The organism is Mycobacterium sp. E3198 (genome assembly GCF_001667015.1).
Lineage (GTDB): Bacteria > Actinomycetota > Actinomycetes > Mycobacteriales > Mycobacteriaceae > Mycobacterium.
The window spans coordinates 1-21486 of record NZ_LZIS01000169.1 but is presented as its reverse complement, the minus strand read 5'-3'; the positions used below and the strand labels follow the sequence as shown (position 1 = coordinate 21486).

At 67.3% G+C, this 21486-nt stretch carries 20 protein-coding genes and 1 pseudogene; 8 read left to right on the top strand and 13 right to left on the bottom strand.

What is annotated here, in order from left to right; translation table 11 throughout:
* Positions 1-28 precede the first annotated feature (28 nt).
* Genes A5673_RS18640 through A5673_RS18620 form a run of 5 tightly spaced genes read right to left on the bottom strand, consistent with a single transcriptional unit; the run spans position 29 to position 4237 of the window.
* A complete protein-coding gene (locus A5673_RS18640) occupies positions 29-1201 on the bottom strand; it encodes an amidohydrolase family protein (RefSeq protein ID WP_068235557.1) in 1173 nt (390 codons plus the stop codon).
* A gap of 49 nt (positions 1202-1250) precedes the next feature.
* Positions 1251-2495 carry a cytochrome P450 gene (locus A5673_RS18635; protein WP_068235554.1) on the bottom strand — a complete coding sequence of 415 codons (1245 nt, stop codon included), beginning with the start codon at positions 2493-2495 and terminating at the stop codon, positions 1251-1253.
* 1 nt (position 2496) lies between these two features.
* Positions 2497-2691 (bottom strand): ferredoxin, encoded by a 195-nt coding sequence (locus A5673_RS18630; protein WP_068235551.1) that lies wholly within the window; start codon positions 2689-2691, stop codon positions 2497-2499.
* A gap of 10 nt (positions 2692-2701) precedes the next feature.
* Positions 2702-3367, bottom strand: coding sequence for a TetR family transcriptional regulator (locus A5673_RS18625; protein ID WP_068235548.1), 666 nt, complete (start codon positions 3365-3367; stop codon positions 2702-2704).
* A gap of 57 nt (positions 3368-3424) precedes the next feature.
* On the bottom strand, positions 3425-4237 hold the full coding sequence (locus A5673_RS18620) for an SDR family NAD(P)-dependent oxidoreductase (protein ID WP_068235545.1): 813 nt from the start codon (positions 4235-4237) through the stop codon (positions 3425-3427).
* 141 nt (positions 4238-4378) lie between these two features.
* Between A5673_RS18620 and A5673_RS18615 the strand changes: the two genes are divergently transcribed.
* The 4 genes from A5673_RS18615 to A5673_RS18600 all read left to right on the top strand — a co-directional run bounded on the left by A5673_RS18615 (position 4379) and on the right by A5673_RS18600 (position 8514).
* Positions 4379-5146: an SDR family oxidoreductase gene (locus tag A5673_RS18615; RefSeq protein WP_068235542.1), complete on the top strand. Its 768-nt coding sequence runs from the start codon at positions 4379-4381 to the stop codon at positions 5144-5146.
* Between the two features lie 30 nt (positions 5147-5176).
* Positions 5177-5920, top strand: coding sequence for an SDR family NAD(P)-dependent oxidoreductase (locus tag A5673_RS18610; RefSeq protein ID WP_068235539.1), 744 nt, complete (start codon positions 5177-5179; stop codon positions 5918-5920).
* 7 nt (positions 5921-5927) lie between these two features.
* Positions 5928-6791 (top strand): ABC transporter substrate-binding protein, encoded by an 864-nt coding sequence (locus A5673_RS18605; protein WP_068235536.1) that lies wholly within the window; start codon positions 5928-5930, stop codon positions 6789-6791.
* A gap of 82 nt (positions 6792-6873) precedes the next feature.
* Positions 6874-8514, top strand: coding sequence for a multicopper oxidase family protein (locus tag A5673_RS18600; protein ID WP_068235533.1), 1641 nt, complete (start codon positions 6874-6876; stop codon positions 8512-8514).
* A gap of 2 nt (positions 8515-8516) precedes the next feature.
* Here the strand turns inward: A5673_RS18600 and A5673_RS18595 are convergent, their stop codons facing one another.
* The 8 genes and pseudogenes from A5673_RS18595 to A5673_RS18560 form a co-directional block, all read right to left on the bottom strand.
* Positions 8517-9338 carry an alpha/beta fold hydrolase gene (locus tag A5673_RS18595; protein WP_068235530.1) on the bottom strand — a complete coding sequence of 274 codons (822 nt, stop codon included), beginning with the start codon at positions 9336-9338 and terminating at the stop codon, positions 8517-8519.
* Positions 9338-10330 carry a cyclase family protein gene (locus A5673_RS18590; RefSeq protein WP_068235527.1) on the bottom strand — a complete coding sequence of 331 codons (993 nt, stop codon included), beginning with the start codon at positions 10328-10330 and terminating at the stop codon, positions 9338-9340. The genes A5673_RS18595 and A5673_RS18590 overlap by 1 nt, the downstream gene beginning before the upstream one ends.
* Positions 10318-11142 carry a coniferyl-alcohol dehydrogenase gene (locus tag A5673_RS18585; protein WP_068235655.1) on the bottom strand — a complete coding sequence of 275 codons (825 nt, stop codon included), beginning with the start codon at positions 11140-11142 and terminating at the stop codon, positions 10318-10320. The genes A5673_RS18590 and A5673_RS18585 overlap by 13 nt, the downstream gene beginning before the upstream one ends.
* 28 nt (positions 11143-11170) lie before the next feature.
* Positions 11171-12472, bottom strand: coding sequence for an LLM class flavin-dependent oxidoreductase (locus tag A5673_RS18580; RefSeq protein ID WP_068235525.1), 1302 nt, complete (start codon positions 12470-12472; stop codon positions 11171-11173).
* A gap of 3 nt (positions 12473-12475) precedes the next feature.
* A pseudogene (locus A5673_RS18575) lies at positions 12476-14225 on the bottom strand (FAD-binding protein).
* Entirely contained in the window at positions 14222-15139 is a 918-nt protein-coding gene (locus A5673_RS18570) for a 3-carboxyethylcatechol 2,3-dioxygenase (RefSeq protein WP_068235519.1), read from the bottom strand. Before A5673_RS18570 ends, A5673_RS18575 begins: the two are co-directional and overlap by 4 nt.
* Positions 15087-16802, bottom strand: a complete 1716-nt coding sequence (locus A5673_RS18565) for a bifunctional 3-(3-hydroxy-phenyl)propionate/3-hydroxycinnamic acid hydroxylase (protein ID WP_068235516.1) — start codon at positions 16800-16802, stop codon at positions 15087-15089. Before A5673_RS18565 ends, A5673_RS18570 begins: the two co-directional genes overlap by 53 nt.
* Positions 16802-17665, bottom strand: a complete 864-nt coding sequence (locus A5673_RS18560; RefSeq protein WP_068235513.1) for an alpha/beta fold hydrolase — start codon at positions 17663-17665, stop codon at positions 16802-16804. Before A5673_RS18560 ends, A5673_RS18565 begins: the two co-directional genes overlap by 1 nt.
* A gap of 126 nt (positions 17666-17791) precedes the next feature.
* Between A5673_RS18560 and A5673_RS18555 the strand changes: the two genes are divergently transcribed.
* The 4 genes from A5673_RS18555 to A5673_RS18540 form a co-directional block, all read left to right on the top strand.
* Positions 17792-18469 carry an IclR family transcriptional regulator gene (locus A5673_RS18555; protein WP_068235510.1) on the top strand — a complete coding sequence of 226 codons (678 nt, stop codon included), beginning with the start codon at positions 17792-17794 and terminating at the stop codon, positions 18467-18469.
* Between the two features lie 14 nt (positions 18470-18483).
* Positions 18484-20100, top strand: a complete 1617-nt coding sequence (locus tag A5673_RS18550) for an FAD-binding protein (protein WP_068235506.1) — start codon at positions 18484-18486, stop codon at positions 20098-20100.
* 4 nt (positions 20101-20104) lie between these two features.
* Positions 20105-21061 carry a dipeptidase gene (locus A5673_RS18545; RefSeq protein ID WP_068235504.1) on the top strand — a complete coding sequence of 319 codons (957 nt, stop codon included), beginning with the start codon at positions 20105-20107 and terminating at the stop codon, positions 21059-21061.
* A gap of 81 nt (positions 21062-21142) precedes the next feature.
* Positions 21143-21486: DUF222 domain-containing protein (locus A5673_RS18540; RefSeq protein WP_156748371.1), on the top strand; the 344-nt coding region annotated here is incomplete at its 3' end.

Sequence of the window (21486 nt, the reverse complement as noted above, 5' to 3'; positions counted from 1 at the left end):
AGCCCGCCCGCCGGCGCGACAGCCGTCACTACAACCCCAGGAAGTTGGTCACGTTGCCGCTGACTATGCGGGCCGCGTTCTCGGGCCCGACGGCGTCGACGACGGCGGCCAGCGACTTTTCGGAATAGCCGTAGGTGCTTTCGTTGTGCGGGTAGTCGCTGGACCACATCACCTTGTCCACACCGATCTTGTCGATCAAGTGCAGACCCAGGGGATCGACCATGAACGAGGCGCTCATGTGGTTGTCCCAGTAGTAGCGCACGTCGTGCTCCAGCGGCCGGTTGAACATGTGCTGGTACGAGGCCACCAAGTGCTCGGCGTCCTGCAGCGCCCACGGAACCCACGAGATCCCGCCCTCGAACCAGCCGAGGCGCAACGTTGGGTGCCGGTCGAGGATGCCGCCGAAGATGTACTTGGCGAACGTCTCCCGGAATCCGTCGATGTTGATCATCATGCCGACCACGACGCTGTTGAATTCGGTCGGGCTCTTCGGCGGCGTCTCCCCGATGTGGTGGGTGATCGGCAGGCCGGCGGCTTCGATCTCGTCCCACACCGGGTCCATCGACGTGCTCGAGTAATCGATCGGGTTGCCGTCGTCGTCCTTCCCCGGGTTCAGCGGCATCAGGAACGTCTTGAGCCCCAACGACTTCAGCTCCTCCAGCGTTTGCCGGGTGCCCTGCGGGTCCCACCAGTTGATCAGCCCGGCGCCGTAGAAGTGGCCGTCCGAGCGCTCCTGTAGCTCCGCGATGTACTCGTTGTAGATGCGGAACGCGAGTTCGCGCAGCTTCTTGTCCGGGTAGTGGAACAGCGCCAGCACCGCGTTGGGGAACGCCAGTTCCTTCTCGACACCGTCCTCGTGCAGCTCCTGGATGCGGGCCTCGATGTTGGTGCTGGCGGCCCCGGGCAGGTCGTCGTATTGCATCAGCACCGCGCTGAAGTCACCCGGCAGGAACGACTGGCCCTTGCGCCCCACCTGGTAGGCGCCGTCTTCGTACCAGATCCGCGGCGCCTTGTCCTTGAGCTCCTCGGGGAAGCGCTCGTAGAAGATGTCGGCGGCCAGGGAGATGTGGTTGTCGGCGGAAAAAACGACGGTCCCTTCCGGCAATCCGACGTTGCTGCCGCTGGCGTGCCCGCGGCGATCCTTCGGTGCGCCAAAGCCTCCCGGCGGATAAAGCGAAACGGTGCTTGTTTGAGTCGTCATCGTTGACCCTCCATTCGAGATCGGCTTTTTCGAGAGTAATCAGGTTGGCTCACCAGGTCACCGGCAATTCGTAGACGCCGTAGGCGAGCCGGTCGTGTTTGAACGGCACCTCATCGAACGGGATGCCCAGCTCCAGCGTCGGGATCCGGCGGAACAGCGTGCGATAGACGATCTGCAGCTCCGCGCGGGCGAGCTGTTGCCCGACACACTGGTGCCTGCCGTAGCCGAACGCGACGTTGCGGTCCGCCCCCGACCGGTGCAGGTAAAGCCGATCCGGCTCGGTGAACACGCGCGAATCCCAGTTCGCCGGGGCCAGGTCGATGATGATGCCCTCGCCGGCGCGGATGACCTCGCCGGCGATGGTGATGTCTTCGAGGGCCACCCGGCGCTGGCCGTTCTGGATGATGCTGAGGTAGCGCAGCAGTTCCTCGACCGCGTTCGCGACGATCTTGGGGTCCTCCGCATCGCGGATGACGGCCAACTGGTCCCGATTCCGCAGCAGCGCAAGCACACCCAGCCCGATCATGTTCGAGGTGGTCTCGTGGCCGGCGATCAGCAGACCGGTGCCCAACTGCGCGGCCTCCTTGACGCTGAGTTCTCCCGCTTTGACCCGCTCGGCCAGGTCGGACACCGCGTCTTCGGCCGGGTTTTCCATCTTGGCCTCGACCAGCTGGGCGAGGTATTTGTGCAGGCTCATCGCGCCCTTGACGGTGTCCTCCCCCGTCGCGTAGCGCGCGAGCCCGACGTTGGCGTGGTGCTGGAACATGTCCGCGTCCTCGTACGGCACTCCCAGTAGCTGGCTGATCACCAGCGACGGGACCGGCAGGGCCAGCGCGGTGATGAGGTCGGCCGGCTGCGGGCCGGCGAGCATCGCGTCGACGTGGTCGTCGGTGATCTGTTGGATGCTGGGCCGCAACCCTTCCACTCGCTTGAACGTGAAGGGCTTCGACAACATCCGCCGAAAGCGGGTGTGTTCCTCGCCGTCGGACGTGAAGACGGATCGCGGCCGCTTGTGCACGGTGGACAACATGCCCTCGTTCCAGTGCGGGAAGCCCGGCGTGCGGTCGTCGACGCTGACCCGCGAATCGGAGAACAGCTCTCGCACCTGGTCGTAGCCCGTGATGAGCCAGGGTTTGCTGCCGTCCCAGATCCGAACCCTGCTCAGCGGCTTGGCTGCGGCGAGCGCCATGACGTCCGGCGGCGGCGCGAACGGGCAGCCCGCATCCCGCGCCATCGGGTAGTCCGGGATCTGCGGGCCCGCTTCGGTCCTGGTGCTCGTCAGTGTGTCCGACATGTCATTCCTCGATGTGGATGGCCAGGGCGGGGCACGCCGCGGCGGCGCGTCGTGCGCCGTCGGCCTGCTCGGGCGTTGGATGGGAATTCAGCAAAACGACCACCCCGTCGTCGTCGCGCTGGTCGAACACTTCGGGTGCGTTCATGACGCAGTTGCCCGATGACGCGCAAATGTTTTGGTCGACAGTGACTTTCATCCACGCCCCCCTAGTCGTCCTGCGTCACGGGCGCCAGCCAGAGGCCCACGATCGCGTCGATGAGGCCGGATGCGGCCGCGCGCCAAGATGATTGGTGCATCGACGAACCCGCCGCCAGCGCGCGTTCACGGTCGGCGCAGGTGTGCATCAAGAGGTTGCGGGCCATGATGTTGCGTTCGAATCGCACCTCGGCCGGCAGGTTGGGCAGGCAATCGTTGATCCCGTCGACGACCTGAACCAGCGACGGCGAGCTGAGCGCCCCCTTGACGATGATGTTGTAGTAAGCCGGGTCGGTCATCGCCTGCGCCGCGAAGCGCGCGTACCAGGTGGGGTTCCCGAGCTGCTCGAGGTGGTCGGTGAGCGGGCGCACCAGGCAGCCCACCCAGCCCCGCATATCGGCAGAGCCGTCCGCTTCCAGCAGCTCCGACACCATGCGTTCGCGAAGCTGCTCGACTGGTCCGCGGTGCTTCTGCTCGATCGCGCGCACCAGGTCGGCCTTGGTGCCGAAGTGATAGCCCACCGCGGCGTTGTTCCCTTGACCGGCGGCTTCACTGACCTGCCGGTTGGACACTGCGAACATGCCGTGCTCGGCGTACAGGCGTTCGGCCGCCACCAGGATCGCCTCCTGGGTGGAGCTCGCACGCTCGGTGCGCACGGTCCTGCCTGCGGTAGTCATGCCGCCAGTCAACCCCGTCCCTCACTTTAAGTCAAGCGCTTGATTTAATTGCGGGGGTCATCCCTCACGCGTCCTGGATCGGATCGCCTTGCCCGCCGAGGTCCCGCCGTCGACCGGCAGCACCGTGCCGGTGACGTAGCGCGAGCGATCGGTGGCGAAATACAGGGCCGCCTCGGCGACGTCGTCGGGCGTGCCCTCGCGCTTGAGCGGGCGGTCCTCCCGCATCGTCTGGCGGATCCGGGCCTCGAACCGGCCGATCTGCTCGGGGTCCATATCCACCGCCGACTTCGACACGATCGGCGTGGGGATATTGCCCGGCGCGATGGCGTTGACCCGAATTTCGTAGTGCGCCAATTCGATTGCCGCGCATTTGGTGAACTGGATGACCGCGGCCTTGGACGCGCGGTAGGTCATCACGCCGGCTCCGGCCTGGATCCCGCCGATCGAGGTCACGTTGATGATCGATCCCCCACCGTGTTCGGCCATGTGCCTCCCGGCTTCTCGGGTGCCCGCCATCAGGCCCAGAACGTTGACCGCCATGACGCGGTGAAAATCGGCCAGGTCATCATCGAAGAACCGGCGATGCATCTTGCTCGAGATGCCGGCGTTGTTCACCATCACGTGCAGACCGCCGAACTTCTCGACAGCCGCTGCCACCAGCGCACCGGCCTGTTCGGGATCGGATACGTCGGTAGGCCGGAAGAATGCATTCGGGCCCAAGTCCGCGGCAAGGGCTTCGCCGTGGTCGATTTCGACATCGGCGATGACGACGCGCCCGTCCTCGGCTACAAATCTCTCGACCATGCCGCGACCCAGACCCGACGCCCCGCCGGTGACGATGGCTACCTTGCCCGCAAGTTCGTTGACCACACGACGAGTTAATCGGCGCGGGCGGCATTAAGTCAAGCAGTTGATTTAAGCCCGTCCGCGGAACTGACGCTATATCAATCCACTTTCGAAAGTGGAAGGCTGGGTGCACCGCTTTATCGGCTACTTCGGGAGGGCTCGACTATGAAGGTTTTGGTTATCGGGGGCACCGGACTCATCGGCTCGCAGGTCATCGCCAATCTGACCGCGCTGGGACACGAGGCGATCTCGGCCTCGCCGCGCTCGGGCGTCGACTCCGTCACCGGCGAAGGTCTCGCGGAGGCGGTGGCGGGCATGCACACGGTGGTCGACGTGTCCAACTCGCCGTCCTTCGACGACGACCCCGTTATGCACTTCTTCACGGCGTCGACCAAGAACCTTCTCGCCGCGGAGCGCGCGGCCGGTGTGCAGCACCATGTCGCCCTGTCGATCGTGGGCGCCGACCGCGCGCCGGACAGCGGCTACATGCGGGCCAAGGTCGCCCAGGAGAAGCTGATCGAGGAATCGGGGAACCCGTATTCCATTGTGCGAGCGACCCAGTTCTTCGAATTCGTCAACGCGATCGCCGATTCGGCGACCGAGGGCGATACCGTCCGCCTGCCGGTCGGGGCGTTCCAGCCGATCGCCGCCAAGGACGTCGCCACCGCGGTCGCCGGCGCAACGATCAGCGATCCGACCAACGGCATGACCAACATCGCCGGCCCCGAAAGGCGCGGCATGGACGACTTCATCCGGGCCGCGCTTTTGGCAGCCGGCGATCCACGTCAGGTGATGGGGGATCCCGAGGCGCGCTACTTCGGCACCCGGCTCGACGAGCACACCATCGTCCCCCTCGACAGCGAGGACCCGACGATCTACCCCACCCGCTACAGCGATTGGGCGGCGGCCCAGGCAACCAGCGGTGCGCGCTAAGCGCCCGCCGGGCTGACCGGTGGAGCACTGATGCCAAGAGTCGCCCTGATCACCGGGGCCAGCCGGGGCATCGGCGCGGCGACCGCGCGGGTCCTTGCCGAACGCGGATTTCGGGTCGTGGTCAACCACCGCGCCAGCGGCCAGCAGGCCGAGGAGGTGGTGGCCGGCATCGCTTCGGCCGGCGGCGACGCGGTGGCGGTTCAAGCCGACGTCACCGTGCCCGGGGACGTCTTTGCCATGGCCGACGAGATCGCCCAGCGCTGGGGCGGCGTCGACGTACTGGTGCACAACGCGTTGATACCGTTCGTCGTCACCTCGTTCGCCGACCTCACCTGGGAGCAACTCGGCGGCAAGGTGGAGGCGGAACTGCGCGCCGCATACACGCTGACGAAGGCCGTTGTGCCGGAGATGATTTCGCGCCGTTACGGCCGGCTGATCTATCTCAGCACCGGACTGTCCCGGCGTCCGCGCGACGGGATGATCGCGCTCGGCACGGCGAAGGCGGCCCTGGACCAGTTCGTCCGATACGTCGCGCTCGAGTTGGCCCCGCACGCAATCACCGCCAACCTCGTCGCGCCGGCGACCGTGAGCGGGACGGCGGTGACCGGCCAGCTCACGCCGGATCGGGTGCGTGAGCTCGGCGAGGCCGCTCCGATGGGACGGCTGGTGACGCCGGACGAGGTCGCCCACACCATAGCCTTCCTGGCAAGCGAGGAGTCCGGCTTCACCACGGGGCACTATCTGCCGGTCAACGGCGGCATCGCGATGGACTGAACGCCCCATGCCCACGATCGATCTGGCCTACGTCGGGCGCGGCATCCACGAGGAGCTGGTCGCCTATGTCGCCGACCAGGAGGGCTACTTTCACGACGAGGGCGTCCACGTCGCCGTGCGGGACGGGATCGCTTGGGACACAGAGCGGCTGCGCTCTTGCGCGACGATCGGCCTGGGTCGGGCTCTGTTGTCGCGACTGACCGACGGTATCGAGTGGACGGTGCTGAGCGTGAACACCCACCGCCCATTGTTCTGGTTCCTCGGCGGCGCCGGCGTCAGGACCATGGCCGACCTTCGCGGCCGCCGGCTCGCCGTGCACGCGGCGCACACCGCCCCCGGCTGCTTCGCACGAATCGTGCTGCGCCAGCACGGCCTTGATCCCGATGGCGACCTGAACTGTGTGACGCGGACCCCGGGTGACTATCAGATGGATCTGCGGCGGTTGCGCGACGGCTCGATCGATGCCGCCTACGTAGGCAGCACGCTGGCACCCGAGCAGGTCGCCGCGGAGGAAGGCTTCCACGTGCTGGCCTGGGTGGGCGATCACTTCCAGATCCCCACCGTCGGAGTGGCGGTCGATGCGGCCCGCCTTCGGATCGATGCTCCCGCGGTGCAGGCGGTGGTGCGGGCCAACCAGCGCGCCCTCCGAGCGCTCGCCGACCGGCCCGACCTGACCATCGATTACCTGGCGTCGTTTCTGAACCGGCTGACCCGTGATGAGGTGCGACGCCACTACGAGCGGTACATCGGCCCGCACTTCACCTCCGACGGTCGGGTCGACCTTGACATCGCCCGCCGCGCGGTCGACGCCGTCGCGGCCGAACTCGGCGTCGTCTCCGCGCCGGCCGACCAGATCTACCGGCCCACCTGACAACTCGGCACTTGCGTTCCGGGCATCGGCCGAGCACGGTATAAGGCGCGGGGGCGATTCGACCCGAGACGAGGAGCGCGCAATGCCCGTGCCACCCACCGGCGGGTTCCCCTTCGACCGGGCCCCGCTGACCAGGCGCGGCTTCATCGCCGCCGGCATTGCCGGCGGACTCGCGCTGGCGGGCTGCAGCCAATCCAAGTCGCAGGTATCAGGCGCCGCGGCGCAAATGAACGCCGCCATCGCCGCCGCCGAGAAGGCGCGCCCGCACAGCGGGCGCACGGTGACCGCCAGCCTGACGGCCCAGCAGACGCAGGTCGATCTCGGCGGACCGATCGCCCGTACCTTTGTCTACGGCAACAAGATCCCGGGACCGCTGATCCGGGCCAACGTTGGCGACGAGCTCGTCGTCACCGTCTCGAACCGGCTGGACCATCCGACGTCGGTGCACTGGCACGGCATCGCGCTACGCAACGACATGGACGGTGCGGCGCCCGCCACCCCGAACATCCCGGCCGGCCAGGACTTCACTTACCGCTTCTCCGTGCCGAATTCGGGCACCTACTGGGGTCACCCGCACACCGGACTGGACGCCGACATGGGCCTTTACCTGCCGGTCATCGTCGACGACCCGAGCGAGGGCGACTACGACGCCGAATGGATTGTCGTCCTTGATGACTGGACCGACGGCATCGGAAAGAGCCCGCAGCAGATCTACAACGAGCTGACCAGTCCGAACAAGCCGAGCCGCTCGAGCATGCCGACGACATCGACGACGTCGCCGACATCGACCGCCCCCGCCACCTCGACAACCTCGACAACCTCGACAACCTCGACAACCTCGACAACCTCGACGACGCCGACCTCCGGCATGCCGGAGATGCCTGGCATGTCGGACAACGGCGGCACTAAGAGCGATCTACTCGGCGGCGACGCCGGGGACATCGGCTATCCCTACTACCTGATCAACGGGCGGATCCCGGCGGCGCCCACGACGTTCAACGCGAAGCCCGGCCAGCGCATCCGGATCCGTTTCATCAACACGGGCTCCGACACCGCGTTTCGCGTCGCCCTGGCCGGGCATTCGATGACGGTCACCCACACCGATGGATTTCCCGTAGTGCCCACGCAGGTAGACGCTCTGTTGATCGGCATGGCCGAACGCTACGACGTCATCGTGACCGCGGCCGACGGCGTCTTCCCACTGGTCGCGCTCGCGGAAGGAAAGAACGACCTGGCGCGCGCGCTGCTTTCCACCGGAACCGGCGGCCCACCAGACCCGGGGTTTCAACCGGCCGAACTGGGCAAGCGGGTGGGCACCATCGAAAGGTTCACGGCCACAACGCCCGTGAACCTGGGTCGGCCCCAGACCGATCTCAACATTCCCGTGGTGCTGGGCGGCGACATGATCCAATACAACTGGATGATCAACGGCCGGCCGTACAGCAGCACGGATCCGTTACACGTCCGCGAGGGCGAACGGCCCACCATCACGTTCGACAACCCCACGATGATGTACCACCCGATTCACCTGCACGGGCACACTTTCCAGTTGATCAACGCCGACGGCGGTCCGGGCGCCCGCAAGGACACCGTCATCGTGTTGCCCAAGCAGAAAATGCTCGCCGTGCTGGTCGCCGACAATCCGGGCGTGTGGCAGTTGCACTGCCACAACACCTATCACCAAGATGCCGGCATGCAGACCCGGCTCGAATACACCTTCTGACGTCAAGCCGTCGCGAGAAACTCCAGCAGCAATTCGTTGACCGCCGATGGCTGCTCGATCTGCGGGCAGTGACCGGCGCGGGGAACCACCTCCGAGCGGCCGCCCTCGATCTGGTTCGCGATCTGCTCGGCCCAGCCCGCGGGGAGGAGCTTGTCGTCTCCCCCCTCGATGACAAGCGTCGGAACCCCGATGCGCTCGTAGGCGCGCGCGCTCGACGGCGACGACGACGGGGCGGCGTCAGGACGACGGAATCGCGCCGCCGCCACCGCCTCCCACGCGCCGGGGGCGGTACTCGACTCGTACCGGCGCCGCACATAATCCTCGTCTGCCGGGTAGCCGGGATCGTGGAACAACGCCTCCACGATGCGGCGCATCGCCGACAGGGTCGCGTCGTACTGCTGCAGCGCGTCGAAATGCCGGTTCTGCTGGATCTCCCCACCCCCGCAGATCGCCACCAGGGTGCGGATCGGCAGCCGTGGGCTGTCGGACGTGGCGTCGGTCAGCAGGTTGATGGCTCCCATCGAGTTGCCGACGAAGTGGGCCGAGTCGATGCCCAGCAGCTCGCAGAATCGAGCGACGTGGCGGATTCGCATGCCCCGGCCGTCGACGAAGTCGATGACCTTGGCCGACTGCCCGAACCCCAGCTGGTCCGGCGCCAAAACGCGGTACCGCGTGGCGAGCGTGGCGATGTTGCGTTCCCAGCCCAATTCGGCGCTGCCGCCGAACTCGCCGCCGTGCAGCAGCACCACCGGGTCGCCCGCGCCGGCCTCCAGATAACTAGTGGCCAGCCCGTCGACCGGCATCGTCTTGCGATGAACTTCCATCACTTGATCGCGATCGGGTTCACCGGGGACCCCACGGCGCCAACGACTCTCAGCGGTGGTGCAATGAGCTGGAATTCGTACACGCCGTCGGCTGCGCAGTCGTCGGCCAATGCGGTGAGATCCCAGTACTCGCCGAACATCATTCCCATGTCCCGCAGGCAAAGACAATGCAGGGGGAAGGTAATGCCGTCGACTCCGGACACGAGGTCTTCGACCTGGAGGTTGTCGGCGGCCACCGCGGCGATCTCGTGGTCATGCAGCCACTCGGCACATCGCCAATCCAGCCCGGAATAGCCTTCCGTTTTGTTGCCGGTCATGAGAAACCGTGTCCACCAGCCCGTCCGGATCAACACGACGTCGCCCCGCCCGACCGTCACTCCTTGGGCGCGCACGACGTCGTCCAGTTCCTCGGGCGTGATCGGGTTGCCGGCTTCCAGGAAGACCTCCGCGCCGCGATGACGAACCAGGTCCAGTAAGACACCGCGCGAGGTGATGCCCTTGCCGTCGACCTTGTCGATGCCGCAGCGGAAGGCCCCCATGCTGGTCACCGAATCCGCCGGGAAGCCGTTGTAGAGGTGATCGTCGTAGTAGACGTGCGACAGCGCGTCCCACTGGCTGGCCGCCTGCAAGGGCATGATGATCATGTCGTCGTTGAAGCGGAACGGATTGTCCGCGGTCATATAGCCACTGAGCTGATGCGCCAACGGGTTACGTGGCCACTGGAGACCGTACTTCGCCAGTGTGTTCACGTCGCCGCCGTCGACGGTCATGACGTGCACGGGGTTGTGCCGAAACTCAAAGGCGCCCTGCGGGCCCGACGCGCCGAAGTCGACGCCGAGCGAAAACACCTTGCCATGCCGCACCAGGCTCGCGGCGTGTGCGACCTTGTCCGCTGTGATGAAATTCAGCGTGCCCAGCTCGTCGTCGTCCCCCCACCGTCCCCAATTGGAGACGTCACGTGCGACCCGCCGAAAATCAGTCAAGTCGGCCACGGGGCTCCTTTCTCGAGCTCACGGGCGATCGCGGCGCCCACGTTTCCGCCGTCGACCCAGATGATCTGTCCCGTGATGTAGCTGGCTGCACGACTATTCAAGAAAAGCAGCACCGCTGCCTGCTCGGCGGGGTCGGAAATGCGGCCCAAGGGCTTGGGGATGTCATCGAGGAAAGCCTGCCCGTACGCCGTGCGCAGCTGTTCGAGGATCGGGGTCTCGGTGACCCCGGGGCCGGAGCAGTTGATGCGGATGCCCCTTGCGCCCAAGGGCGTAGCGCTGCGCATCGTATAGAAGATGATGGCTTCTTTGGACAGCTGATAGCCGTTGCCCAGCGCATCGGGATGGCTGTGACACCAGTCGAGGCCCTGTTGCATTGTCGAAGTATTCAGCAGTGGTGCCACCACCCCGGCATGCTCCCGGTAGCCCGCGGCCGCGAGCGAGGATACGCTGACGATCGACGAACCCGAGGGCATCTTCGCGATCAGCGCCTCGGTGACATGCCGTAGCCCGAGGAAGTTGATGGTGACCACCAGCGCGGGGTTGCCGATCCCGGAAGACACCCCGGCCACGTTGAACAGCGCGTCGACCGGCCCGTCGACCGAGGCCACCGCGCGGTCGATCGAATCGGGGTCGGCCAGATCGATCTCGTGAAACACGTTGGGCTCGAGGGAGGGCCGGCGCTTATCCAGGCCGACCACCTCGGCGCCAAGTTCGCTGAGGTGGCGCACCACGTGCTCGCCGATGCCCGACGCGCATCCGGTCACCACGGCGCGGCGGCCGTCATAGCGCCACAGCTCGTCGAGTCGTCCCACCACTGTCCCTAGCTAAGGTCGCCGGGTCTCACTTGCCTCGTTGCTCCTTGAGGCGCTGCGCCGCCTGGACGCGTCCCTCGTTGATCTCCGCCATGGCCTCGGGGATCTCGCTGGCGGTGAACTTGTCGCGGCCGGTGGGCAGCCCGCCGAATGCGTAGGTTTCGTCGAACAGCGGTGCGCTCGACGTCGGCCGGCGCGCCTCGACCTTCTCGATGACCGGCGCCAGTCGCTTGGCCTTGTCGGCGACCGCCTTGGCGTCGCGCTCGATGAACTCCGGCAGCACCTCTTTGCCCATCAGCTCGATGGATTCCATCGTGCCCTCGTGGCTGCGCGGATTAAGCAGCAGGATGATCTCGTCGACGCCGCTCTCCTCGTAGCCGCGCAGGAATTCGCGGACGGTGGCGGGAGATCCGATCGCGCCGCGCCCGGGGCCATAGGCCAGCGTCGGGTCCTTCTCGACCTCCTCGAGGTAGCGCTTCCACACCCCGGTCCGCCCGGGCGTGTGCACACCGGTCATGTAGTAGTGCATGATCCCGAACGAGAAGAAGCCGCCGCCCTGCCCGAGTAGCCGCAACGCCTGCTCGTCGGTCTTGGCGACCATCATGGACAGGTCGCCGCCGATGGCCAGGATGTTCGGGTTGATTGCCGGCGTGACCGGGGCACCGTTCTCCTCGAATTCCTTGTAGTAGCCGTTGACCCGCTCGGTCAGTGGTCCGGGCCCGGTGTAGGCGAAACTCAAGGCCCCGATTGCCTTTTGGGCGGCCATCTGCACGCTGGCCGGCCGGGTGCAGGCGACCCAGACCGGCGGGTGCGGCTTCTGCAGCGGCTTGGGAATCACGTTGCGGGCCGGCATCTGGATGTGCTCGCCCTTGAAGCCGGCGAACGGCTCCTCGATCATGCAGCGGATCGAGACCTCGAGGGCCTCCTCCCACTGCGCGCGCTTGTCGGCGGGATCGATGTTGAACCCGCCGAGTTCACCGACGGAGGAGGACTCGCCGGTGCCGAACTCGACTCGCCCGTTGGAGAGCAGGTCGAGAGTGGCGATGCGCTCCGCCACCCGGGCCGGGTGGTTGACCGCGGGCGGCAGGTGCATGATCCCGAAACCCAGCCGGATGTTCTTGGTCCGCTGGCTGGCCGCGGCCAGGAAGATCTCCGGCGCGGTGGAGTGGCAGTACTCCTCGAGGAAGTGATGCTCGGTGAGCCAGACAGTCGAGAACCCGGCCTTGTCGGCGGCCTCCACCTCGTCCAGGCAGTCCTGCAGCAGGACGTGTTCGTCGTCCGGCGCCCAGGGCCGCGGCAGGGCGAATTCGTAGAACAGCGAGATTTTCATTTGCTACCTCCTATGAGAACTACAGGGTCTGTTTCGCGGCGTGGGCTGCAACGTGTTTCGCTGCGACGAAGCCGAAGGTCATGGCCGGGCCGATGGTCGCCCCGGCGCCGGCGTAGCTGCGGCCCATCACCGGTGCCGCGGTGTTGCCCACCGCGTACAGTCCCCGGATCACCGTGTCGTCGTCACGCAACACGCGGGCGTATTCGTCGGTGCGCAGGCCGCCCGAGGTGCCGAGGTCGCCGAGTACGATGCGGAACGCGTAGTACGGCGGACTGCCCAGCGGGTACAGGTTGGGGTTCGGCAGGGTGGGGTCGCCGTAGTAATTGTCGTACACGCTGTCCCCGCGGTTGAAATCGTCGTCGTGGCCCGTGTGCGCGAGTTCGTTGAAACGACGGGCGGTTTCGGCGAGCTGGCGCGCCGGAACGCCGATCTTGGCCGCCATCTCGTCCCAATTCGCCGCGGCCTTCACGACGCCGGACTCCAGCCACGCCCGCGGGACCTTGCGCCCGGTCGGGACCGGCGCCCCCGGGATCTTCGGGATCGGCAGGTGCCCGCCGACGACGTAGCGGTTGAACGACCGGTGATCGGTGATGAGCCAGCACGGGATGTGGGTAACCCCGGATTTCTGGCCGTCGATCATGGCGTGACCGAAGTCCATATAGGGTGCCGCCTCGTTGATGAAGCGCTTGCCTTCGCCGTTGACGATGAACTGCGCCGGCATCATCCGTTCGTTGAGCATGAATTGCATGCGGCCGTCGGGCCACTGGATCGCCGGGAACCACCACGCCTCGTCGAGCAACTCCGTTGCGGCCCCCACCTTTTGGCCCGCGCGGATCCCGTCACCCATCGCGGCCGGATTGCCGAAGCTCCAGTCCTGATCGACCACGGGTAGCTGCTCCTTGCGCCACGCGAGGTCGTGGTCGAAGCCTCCCGACGCCAGGATGACCCCAAGGCGCGCACCGACGCGCTGTGTTCTGCCGTCCCGTTCGATCACCGCGCCGGTCACCGCGCCGTCGGCGTCGGTGAGCAACTCCGCCATCGGCGCCTCGAGCCACAGCGGGATGCCGCGTTCGGTCATGGCCAGCCGGAGCCGGGCCGCCAGTGACTGTCCGATCGCCGCCATCCGCTCGCCGAGCACCCTGGCCCGGACCATCCGCGCGATCAGCTTCAGCAGGACGCCCTTGCCGGCCCACGACTGCCTGATCCGATAGAACGTCCGCAACTCCTTGGGCCCCAGCCATATTCCCTTCGGGGCGAGCGCCAGGGGCTGGAGCAGCTTCTGCTCGTGGGCGCCGAGCTTTCGCAGGTCGATGGGCGGCACGTTGATCGTGCTGCCCAACTCCGAGCCGCCGGGCAGCTCCGGGTAGTAGTCGGCATAGCCGGGCTTCCAGACGAACTCGAACCACCCCGAGAGGTTCTCGAGGAATTCCAGCATTTGCGGCGCGGCCTCGACGTACTTACGTATCCGCGCCTCGCTGACCAGACCGTCGGTGATCCTCAGCAGGTATTTGACGACCTCTTCGGGTGAGGGGTGGTAGCCCTCCCGGCGCTGGGCGGGCGCTCCGGGCACCCAGATGCCGCCGCCCGAAAGGGCCGTGGAGCCGCCGAAATAGGGCGATTTCTCCACCACCAACGCGTCCAGCCCGGCGGCCTGGGCGGTCAACGCCGCGGCCATCCCGCCGCCACCGGACCCGACGATGAGCACGTCGACCACATGGTCGAAGCCGTCCGCTGTCAATGAGGCGGCGCTCATTTCGGCACCGCCGTTCGGATGGCGAACCCGGCGATCAGTTCGGCCGCCGGCTTGTAGTAGCGCACGGTCGTCTGGTAGGCCCCGGCGGTCTCCAGCGCCGCGAAAGCCGCCACCCACGTACGGATTTCGTGTGCCGAGCTGCCGCCCTCGTAGGTGACGAACGAGTTCGACCACTGGTCGAGATCGGCGAGGTTTCCGTCGTCGATGATTTCGAGCAATCGGTGGTCCCACGCCGGGTTCAGCGGCTGCAGGGCACTGTGGCCGCCGGCGAAGTCTTTGGCCGCCTCGATCACGGCCGCCTGCCGCGCCTGCCGCTGCTCGGGCGTCATCGGGCGGCCGTCCACGATCCGCTCGAGCACCGCCGGCGGCGCGGTCTCCAGCGTCGGCACGGGCGGGCTGTGGGAAAGCCCACCGGAACCCAGCACCAAGACGCGCTTGTCCAGGGTGGCCAGGTAGGCGCCGACGGCGGCACCCAGCGCGCGGCAGCGATGCAACGGCCCCAGCGGCACCGCGATGGCGTTGACGAAGATCGGGATCACCGGGCAAGCGGTCGCGTCGCCGAACAGCTTCTCCAGCGGCTGCACCGTGCCGTGGTCGACGTCCATGCCGGCCGACACCGCGATGTCCACGCCGGCATCGAGGATGGCCTTCGCGCAATCGGCCGCCAGGTCTCCGGGAACGTCGAGCGGGCCGGCGTGGCTGCCGTAGTCGCCAACCCCGTTGGCGCGCATCCCGATACAGAACGGCGGCATCACCTTGTAGAAGAACCCGTTGTAATGGTCCGGGGAAAAGGTGACGACGAGTTCGGGATCGTAATCTGCGACGAAATCGCGCGCCTGCGCGATCGCGCCTTCGATGTCCTCAAGCAGGTCCCGCGACGGCCCCGGAAGATTCAGCAGCGGGCTGTGCGACATACAGCACAGAGCCAGTGTCACTGTCGAGATCACCCCCTCCCGGCGTGAGAGTCAGGGTGTCCAACAGCGACGCGCTCAACTCGGGTGCGAGCTGAGCGATGCAGGCGCCGGCGATACACCGATCGGGCCGCAGGAACAGCACCGATTCCTGATGAGTGTCGAACCAGGATTTGACCGCGCCACCGCGATCCCCGACCACCACGACATCGGGATCGTCATCGCCGGTCCAGTGCAGCTGGGTCTGGGACCGCAGCGCAACGAAGCGCGCGCCCACCGCTTTCCATTGCGCGAACGCCGCGTCGTCGAGGATCTTGCGCGGGTTGTTGTTCCAGCACAGCACGGCGAACCAATCGCCCAGCACGTCGTCCAACAGCACGTCCCGCTCCGTGCGGGTGTCCACCCGGGGCTGGATGAAAAGCGTGCCCACCGGGGACTGGGCGCGGCGCGGCCCCTTCGGATTCACCGAATGCACGACGGCGCCCTGCTCGTAGCGGGGCATCGGCTTGAACCGCATCTCCAGCACATACCGCTTGAGGGAGGGCACAATTGACGCCGACCGCACCAAGAGGTCTCGCGCGGTGGTGATCCTGCGGTCGGTCGGCGAGATCACCCGGCCCACCATCGTGGACAGGTCGATCATCGCGCGGGCGTGCTTGCGCCGCTCGATGTCGTAAGTGTCCAGCAACCGGTCGTCGGCCCGCCCCGTCACCACCGCCGCAAGCTTCCAGCCCAGGTTGGCCGCGTCCCGGATCCCGCTGTTGTAGCCCTGCCCCTGCCATACCGGCATGAGGTGGGCCGCGTCGCCCGCCAACAACAATCGGCCGCCGCGGAACGCGCCGGCGATCCGCGAGTGATGGGTGTAGACGCGCCGCCGGATCACGTCGACCCGGTCGGGGTGCGGCACCATCCGCGCCAGCATCCGCGTCAGAAACGCCGGATCCTCGGCCTGTTCATCGGTCTCGTCGGCGTGAATCATGAACTCGAACCGGCGAATTCCGTGGGCGATCGAGATCGAGGCGTACGGCCGTTCCGGGTCGGCACCGACCTCGCTGTTCGGGTGGCCCAGCGGGTCGTTGGCGACGTCGACGACCAGCCACCGCGTCGACGACGTCGTCCCGTCGAAGGACACCCCCATCATCCGGCGGGTCATGCTGCGCCCGCCGTCGCATCCGACGACGTAGCGCGCGCGCACGCGGGTGGCATCGCCGTCGGCGCCGCATTCGACGCTCACCGCGTCGTCGGTTTGTACGCACGAGGTCATCGGGCGGCTCCACCGCACCTCGACGTGATCGAATCTGTCCAGGCCGCTGAGCAATTCGGCGTCGACGAGCGGCTGCACGAAACCGTTGCGCTTTGGCCAGCCGAAACGCGCGTCGGGCGGGGCCATTTCGGCCAGCACGCGGCGCTTGCCGTCGACGAAACGCAAGATCTGGTTGGGCACGGTGTGCGGCAGGATCCGGTCGACCAATCCGATGGATTGGAAGGTGCGTAGCGCCTCGTCGTCCAGCCCCACCCCGCGGGGGTAGTCGATCAGGCTGTCGCGTTCATCGACGACCAGCGTCCGAACACCTTGCCGGCCAAGGATGTTGGCCAGGGTCAGGCCCACCGGTCCGGCGCCGACGACCACGACGTCGAAGTCCGGGCGCTGATCGTCGCTTCCCATCACCGCCCCAGCAGGAAGTCGAGATGCAGGCGGTTGAAGGTCTTGGCGTCCTCGTACTGCGGCCAGTGGCCGCAGCCGGGCATCACCTCGAAGCGCGCATCGGGGATCATCGAGGCGATGCGGCGGCCCTCGGTCACGTCGGCGGTGGGGTCGTCGCTCGTCCACAGCACCAGCGTCGGGGCGATGATGGCGCCGTACTCGTCCGGCCCCAGCAGGTTGCGCGCACGAATCTCGGGATCCTGCAACGCCATGATGTCGCGCATGGCATCGACGAAGCCCGGCTGGCGGTACACGCGTTGGCGGCTCGCGACCAGATCGTCGTAGCCCTTCGACTTGTCGGCCATCAGCCATTTGATCCGCGCCTGCACCGTCTCCCAGCTCGGGTTCGCGGCGGCGGCCATGGACAGCGTGATGATCCGCTGCATCACCACCGGATCGGCCTGGGACCCGCCGGCGGTGTTGAGGACGAGCCGGTCGACCACGTCGGGATGGTCGACCGCGGCGCGCGCCGCCACCCAGCCCCCGAGCGATTCGCCGCTCAGGCAGGCGCGGTCGACGCCGATGGTGCGCAGCACGGCCATCAGGTGCTCGACGTAGTGGTGAACCTCCAGCGGGTGGCCCGGCTTGTCGGTGTAGCCGTGGCCGAGCATGTCGATCGACCAGGTCCAGAAATGTTCGCCGTGCGCCGCCAGGTTGCGAACGTAGGCCTCGGCGTGGCCGCCCGAACCGTGCAACAGCACCAGCACGGGCTTGCCGGGATCGCCGGCGCGCAGGTAGCGAGTCCGCACTCCCCCCGCCTCGAGGTAGCCCTGCTCAAACGCAACGCCCTGGAGATCGCTCCAGACGCTCTCGAACTCCGCCACGGTCCCTCTCTGGCCTCCAACGGTGGAAATCTTGTTCTCGATTTCGGCTTATCTCATGTGCTAATATCGCACACTGATGTGCGATATATATAGAGCTTCGCTCTCGTGCCCTGGTCTGTCAAGGCCATGACGGGGTCCGGGGCGGGTTCTCAAACGCTGGCCCGGGGACTCACCGCGCTGCAGATGGTGGCCGACGCCCCTAGCGGCCTGACCGTGCAACAGCTCGCCGACCAGGTCGGGGTGCACCGCACCATCGCCTACCGATTGCTGTCGACGCTGGCCCAATTCCGGCTGGTGGCCAAGGGAGAAGACGGGCGCTACCGCCCCGGGGCCGGGCTCGCCGTCCTCGGCGCGTCGTTCGACCGCAACGTGCGGCAACTGAGTTTGCCGACGCTGCGCGCCCTGGCCGACGAACTCGGCACCACCGTGTCGCTGCTCATCGCCGAGGGCGACCAGCAGGTGGCGATCGCGGTGATCGTGCCGAGCCATGTCGCCTACCAACTTTCGTTCCACGAGGGCAGCCGGTATCCGCTCGACCGCGGCGCCGCCGGCATCGCCTTGCTCGCGAGCATGCCGCCGCGCCCCGGGGAACGAGAGCTGGTCGCGCGCACCCGCGAACGCGGCTGGGTGATGACCTACGGGGAGATCGAACCGAACACCTACGGCCTGGCCGTGGCGGTCCGCCGCCCGGCTCCGTCACCGCCCACCTGCATCAACCTCATCTCGCATCGGGAAGACGTCGTGCTGCGCGGCAGGGACGCGGTCGTCAGGGCCGCAAAGCAGTTGTCCGAGTTATTGAGCTGAAGGGATCGCAGTCCATGCCTTGGGACCAAGAAGTCGACGTCGTCGTGCTGGGCAGCGGCGCCGCCGCGCTCACGGCCGCGCTGACCGCGGCGGTGGCCGGCGCCTCGGTGGAGGTCTTCGAGAAGGCCCCCACCGTCGGCGGGACCACCGCCGTGTCGGGCGGCATCGCCTGGATCCCGGCCCACAACCGTTCTGCGGACGGGGAATTGACGGTTGCGGACGCCTTGCGCTACCTGCGCGCGCAGTCGCTGGGTTCGATGGACGACGCCCTGGTCGAGACGTTCGTGCGGACCGGCGCGGCGATGCTCGAGTTCGTCGAGGCCCACAGCGGCGTGCGCTTCGAGATCGCGACCGGCTTCCCCGACTACCAGCCGGAGCTGCCCGGCGGACGCCCGACCGGCGGACGGTCGCAGAGTCCGGTTCCCTTTGACCTGACCGAGTTGGGGGAATGGGCCACGCGGATCACCTCGTTTCCGGCCGACTGGTCCAACGTCGGTTTCGACGCCGAGACCAGGGCACGCCTGCACGCGGCGATCGACGAACGCACCAGCCACCTGTGCGTGGCCGGCACCGCCCTGATCGCGGGCCTGCTCAAGGGTCTGCTGGACGCCGGCGTGTCACCGCGGGTGAACGCGCGGGCCGAAGAACTCATCGCCGATTCAGGTGAGATCGCCGGCGTACGGGTGGAGCTGTCCGGCAAGAGCATGCGCGTGCGGGCGCGTCGGGGGGTCATCCTGGGCACCGGCGGCTTCGAATGGGATCCCGCTCTGGCGCAGGCCTTTCTGCGCGGCCCGATGCACGGCGCGGTCTCCCCGCCGTACAACACCGGCGACGGGCTGCGCATGGCGATGGCACACGGCGCCGACCTGGCCAACATGGGCGAGGCGTGGTGGGTGCCGATCGTGCAGATCCCCGGCGACACCATCGAAGGCAAACCGCGCAGCCGCAGCGTCCGGTTGGAGCGCACGCGCCCGCGGAGCATCATCGTCAACTCCGCCGGGAAGCGCTTCGTCAACGAGGCGTGCGACTACAACTCGATGGCCGGTGCGTTCCAATACCTGGATCCCCGTGGCGGCTACGTCAACGACCGCGCCTGGATGGTGTTCGATTCAGTTCACCTGCAGCGCTATGGATTTCTCGGGGGCGAACCGGGACAGCCCGCACCGGAGTGGTTCTGCGAGTCGGCGGACCTGGCCGAGTTGGCGGCCAAGACCGGCATCGACGCCGACGGCCTCGCCCACACCGTCCAGCGGTGGAACCACCAGGTGGCCGCCGGCGCCGACCCCGACTTCGGGCGCGGTTCCAGCGCCTACGACGGCTATTGGGGCGACGACACCGCCACCACTCTAGCCGGCAAGACCCTCGGCCCGATCGACACCGCCCCCTTCTATGCGGTCCCCGTGTGCATCGGCTCGATGGGCACCAAGGGCGGACCACGCACCGACCCCGACGGCCGTGTCCTGCACGTCAGCGGGGAGCCGATACCGGGCCTTTTCGCCGCCGGCAACGCGATGGCCGGGGTGACCGGACGGGCCTACGGCGGCGCCGGTGGGACGATCGGTCCGGCAATGGTTTTCGGTTATCGGGCGGGCCATGCGGCCGCCACCGGGAAGTCGGTCGATCTACAGTAGTTCCATGACGTCGTTGCTGTGGGATCAGCACACCTGCCTGCCCCTGCAGGCGGACACTGACGTCGATCCCCTGACCCGCTACCGGCGCCCCGCGGGGGCGTTGGTGTCCGTCAACGCGGGGTATTCGCCGCACGCCTTCGACGACGCGATCGCCCTGCTGCGGCACTATCGTTCGGCGGTGGCCGCTCACCCGCAACTGGAGCTGGCCGGCAGCCTCGACGACGTCGACGCGATCACCCGCGGCGGCCGGATCGCCGTGGTGTTCGACCTCGAGGACTCCGGACCCCTCGACGGCGATCTCGACAACCTGGCCGCCCTGCGCGGGCTCGGCGTGCGCACCCTGCTGCCGACCTACAACCACGCCAACCGTGCCGGCAGCGGTTGCCTGGACGCCACGGACGGCGGCCTCACTGCGTGGGGCCGTTCGCTCGTCGGCGAAATGAACCGAGTGGGCGTCGTCCCCGACGGATCGCACTGCAGCGCCCGCACCGGGCTCGACATGTGCGAAGTCTCTGGCGGCCCAGTGATTTACAGCCATTCCTGCATGCGCACGGTCTGGGATCACCCGCGCAACATCACCGACGACCAGGCCCGGGCCTGCGCTGCCACCGGCGGCGTCATCGGGATCACCGGCGTCGGCATCTTCCTGGGACCCAACACGCCAACTCTGGAGGCGATGGCACGCCACCTGGAGTACGCCGTCGAGCTCGTCGGCATCGACCACGTCGGTGTCAGCACCGACTTCTCTTTTGATTTCGCCGATTTCCAGGACGAAGTCGCCCGCAATCCGCACCTGTTCGACGACAGTTACACCCGCTGGGGGCCGATTCAGTGGATGCCGCCCGAAACCTTCCTGGGGCTCGAGCAGCACCTGCGCGGGCGAGGGTGGCGCGCCTCCGAGGTCGCTGCCGTCCTCGGCAGGAACTTCCATCGGGTGGCGCGGGAGACCTGGCGCGCGTAGTCCGTAATCCCTTGTGTTACTGTGGTTTCAGTGGTCACATCGCGGCCGTTTGTGTCGGTGGCGGTTCGTAGAGTCTGGGGCATGGGCGCGAGCAGTCGTGAGGAGATCGTGGAGGTCTTCGATGCGTTGCGCGCCGACGTGGACCGGTTGTGCGGCTTGTCGTTTGAGGTGTTCACCACCCCGGAGCGGTTACGGGCGCTGGAACGCCTCGAGTGTGAGGCGCGCCGGCTGCGCTGGGCCCAGCACGACTTGATCAATCAGCTCGGAGCGCAGGCCAGCAAGGCCGAGTTGGGCGGCACGCTGCGCTCGGCGCTGGCTGATCGGTTACGTATCACCAAAAATGAGGCGGGCCGGCGCGTCGATGAGGCCGAGGATCTCGGCGAGCGCCGGGCACTGACCGGCCAGCCGCTGGCACCCAAGCTGGC

Bases quoted from the DNA above. Each gene is read 5' to 3' on its own strand.
- A5673_RS18605 (WP_068235536.1), top strand. From the start codon at position 5,928: ATGCCCACGATCGATCTGGCCTACGTCGGGCGCGGCATCCACGAGGAG.
- A5673_RS18625 (WP_068235548.1), bottom strand. From the start codon at position 3,367: ATGACTACCGCAGGCAGGACCGTGCGCACCGAGCGTGCGAGCTCCACC.
- A5673_RS18545 (WP_068235504.1), top strand. From the start codon at position 20,105: ATGACGTCGTTGCTGTGGGATCAGCACACCTGCCTGCCCCTGCAGGCG.
- A5673_RS18555 (WP_068235510.1), top strand. From the start codon at position 17,792: ATGACGGGGTCCGGGGCGGGTTCTCAAACGCTGGCCCGGGGACTCACC.
- A5673_RS18595 (WP_068235530.1), bottom strand. From the start codon at position 9,338: ATGGAAGTTCATCGCAAGACGATGCCGGTCGACGGGCTGGCCACTAGT.
- A5673_RS18565 (WP_068235516.1), bottom strand. From the start codon at position 16,802: ATGGGAAGCGACGATCAGCGCCCGGACTTCGACGTCGTGGTCGTCGGC.
- A5673_RS18610 (WP_068235539.1), top strand. From the start codon at position 5,177: ATGCCAAGAGTCGCCCTGATCACCGGGGCCAGCCGGGGCATCGGCGCG.
- A5673_RS18635 (WP_068235554.1), bottom strand. From the start codon at position 2,495: ATGTCGGACACACTGACGAGCACCAGGACCGAAGCGGGCCCGCAGATC.
- A5673_RS18570 (WP_068235519.1), bottom strand. From the start codon at position 15,139: ATGTCGCACAGCCCGCTGCTGAATCTTCCGGGGCCGTCGCGGGACCTG.
- A5673_RS18615 (WP_068235542.1), top strand. From the start codon at position 4,379: ATGAAGGTTTTGGTTATCGGGGGCACCGGACTCATCGGCTCGCAGGTC.
- A5673_RS18550 (WP_068235506.1), top strand. From the start codon at position 18,484: ATGCCTTGGGACCAAGAAGTCGACGTCGTCGTGCTGGGCAGCGGCGCC.
- A5673_RS18580 (WP_068235525.1), bottom strand. From the start codon at position 12,472: ATGAAAATCTCGCTGTTCTACGAATTCGCCCTGCCGCGGCCCTGGGCG.
- A5673_RS18630 (WP_068235551.1), bottom strand. From the start codon at position 2,691: ATGAAAGTCACTGTCGACCAAAACATTTGCGCGTCATCGGGCAACTGC.
- A5673_RS18640 (WP_068235557.1), bottom strand. From the start codon at position 1,201: ATGACGACTCAAACAAGCACCGTTTCGCTTTATCCGCCGGGAGGCTTT.
- A5673_RS18600 (WP_068235533.1), top strand. From the start codon at position 6,874: ATGCCCGTGCCACCCACCGGCGGGTTCCCCTTCGACCGGGCCCCGCTG.